This window comes from Paenibacillus sp. GYB006, from assembly GCF_036577645.1.
Classification (GTDB): domain Bacteria; phylum Bacillota; class Bacilli; order Paenibacillales; family Paenibacillaceae; genus Paenibacillus.
Map to the genome: position 1 here is coordinate 1 of NZ_JARBDA010000040.1, position 1,905 is coordinate 1,905.

The window sequence follows — 1,905 nt, forward strand, 5'->3', positions numbered from 1 at the left end:
AATCGAGTAGGAGGCTACCCATTAGAAGAGTAGCCGACCTCTCACACCACCGTACGTACCGTTCGGTATACGGCGGTTCAACCGCATAAGTGCATTTTACGTAGACGCTCGTACTGCGCAGGAAAGTCATAATATCCTGCCTGTACGAGCTTTTCGTTTGTTATGGAACGAGACAGCACCGGGCTTCTGGAGATGCGCCAGTACCCAAGACGGGAGTTTCCCCATTGGTACGCCTTCCCCTCCGGTATCCCCAGCCTGCGTAGGTTTTGTACCTTTGTTTTCGGTTTCTTCCATTGCTTCCAGATGTACATACGAAGTCGCCTCCGCAGCCATTCACTCCAGCTTTGCAATATTCGTTTCATGTCAGCTACATAATAGTAGCCAATCCATCCGCGAATGTAGATCTTCACTTTCTCCATGACTTCGCGAACATTCCTGCCCTGACTTCGGCTCGTTAGTTCTTTCAACTTCTTCTTTGCTTTTGCAAGGGACTGCCCATGTACTCGAATATACACGCCTCTTTTGTTCTTTCCCAAGGCAAAGCCAAGAAATTTAAAATGCTTCCGAGCCATTACACTGACTACCTTGCTTTTCTGCGTATTCATTTGCAGTCTCAGTTTGTTCTCTAGGTATTTCCGGCAGGATTCCAAGAGACGCATTGCTGCCCGTTTGCTTTTGGCTAGCACTACGATGTCATCTGCATAGCGGATGACCTTCACTCCCCGGCCGTTCATCTCCTGGTCGAATTCGTTCAGGTAGATATTTGCAAGTAACGGCGATAAGGGGCCTCCCTGCGGAGCGCCTTCCTCCGTTTTGCAGTGCACCCCGTTCTCCATGACTCCACTTTTCAGATATTTCTTGATCAAATCGGTTACACGCTTGTCCCCGATTTGTTTGCGTAAAAGATTCATCAGTAGCTCATGGTTCAGTGTGTCAAAGTATTTGGAGAGGTCAATTTCTACCGCGTAGCCGTAGCCCTGCTGCGCATACTCTTTTACCTTGCGAATAGCTTGCTGTGCGCTCCTACCTGGGCGGTAGCCGTAGCTTCCCTCCGAAAAGAGCGGCTCAAACATCGGCTGCAACTGCTGGGCAATCGCCTGCTGGATCACTCGGTCCACCACTGTGGGTATGCCAAGCTTCCGTACTCCATTTCCATCTGGTTTGGGAATTTCTTTGCGCCGTACGGGGCTTGGCTTGTATCTGCCTTCCCGGATACTTTGCAAGAGCTCGTCTTTATGTTCCTGCAGCCATGGCAGCGCATCTTCTACGGTCATCCCGTCGATGCCTGGCGCTCCATGGTTGCGTTTGACCTGTTTGTAGGCTCTGTTCAGATTGTCTCTGTCCAGTATTTGCTCTAGCAGGTCTGTTGCACCGTCCCTTTCTCCACATTCCCGAATGCCGACACTCCGCGCTCCCACATACTCTTTGCGTTCCACGCTATCCCTTTGCGGGCAGCCCTTTCGGTATTCTGCTTTCATTGCGTCGACTCTCCTTCCTGCTTATACTCGAGACTTACGATTGTTCAGCCCTTCCCGAAAAAAAAAAACTTCCCGGTACTATGGCTTCTGCTGACTTCTCACAGCAAGCTTTACTCCGTCTTTCGGATTTTTTTTCCTACTTCACGTCTGTGAGACCTCCCCGGGTAAGAGCGATAACTTTCCCCTCATCTATCTGCCACATTTACATGATGAGCTTCGGGCAGTATTGGATTTTGCTTTGACATGCAAGCTCATCCGCTTCATCATGCCTTTTATGTGATTTCTGTTCGTCAGACCGAGGGTTTGCCTCCGGCTTCCTTCAGATTCCGCCTCGCGGCGGACACCCTTGCCTTTAGCTAACAGTTCCTACTGCCAAGCCTGTAGTGGACTTGCACCACCTAGTTATCGCCCATGCCGGGCGCACATG

1 protein-coding gene is annotated in these 1,905 nt (G+C 50.5%); it reads right to left on the reverse strand.

Annotated features, from left to right (window positions below; genetic code table 11):
• Positions 1-77 precede the first annotated feature (77 nt).
• Positions 78-1,478, reverse strand: a complete 1,401-nt coding sequence (gene ltrA / locus PV403_RS24740; protein ID WP_332086283.1) for a group II intron reverse transcriptase/maturase — start codon at positions 1,476-1,478, stop codon at positions 78-80.
• Positions 1,479-1,905 lie beyond the last annotated feature (427 nt).

Bases quoted from the DNA above. Each gene is read 5' to 3' on its own strand.
- ltrA (WP_332086283.1), bottom strand. From the start codon at position 1,478: ATGAAAGCAGAATACCGAAAGGGCTGCCCGCAAAGGGATAGCGTGGAA.